Source organism: Pseudomonas sp. UMAB-40, from assembly GCF_900095275.1.
GTDB lineage: Bacteria > Pseudomonadota > Gammaproteobacteria > Pseudomonadales > Pseudomonadaceae > Aquipseudomonas > Aquipseudomonas mandelii_B.
The window spans coordinates 1-227 of record NZ_LT607649.1 but is presented as its reverse complement, the minus strand read 5'-3'; the positions used below and the strand labels follow the sequence as shown (position 1 = coordinate 227).

The 227-nt window shown below is 59.0% G+C and carries 1 protein-coding gene; it reads left to right on the top strand.

Annotation, left to right across the window (positions count from 1 at the left end; genetic code table 11):
- Positions 1-227, top strand: a 227-nt coding sequence (locus tag K0F88_RS32170; RefSeq protein WP_374039775.1) for a DUF6124 family protein, incomplete at both ends; no start/stop codon positions are given.

The following is a 227-nucleotide window of genomic DNA, read 5'->3' as shown; positions in this document are numbered from 1 at the left end:
CTCGACTTCCACTTCCCGTCGAATGCCGACATCAAAGCCGTCCCGCGAACCCGCAGCACCCTGTTTTCCGTAGACCCTGAGGCCACGGCCGAAACACTGGCAGTGTATTTGGTCGAGACGCTGGCCTCGGTCGATGTGATGGTCCATCAGTTGGTGGATCATCTGGAGGGTGAGTCGCGCTACGCGCTGCTGGGTATTTCCAACAGCATCATGACGGCGGAGATCAC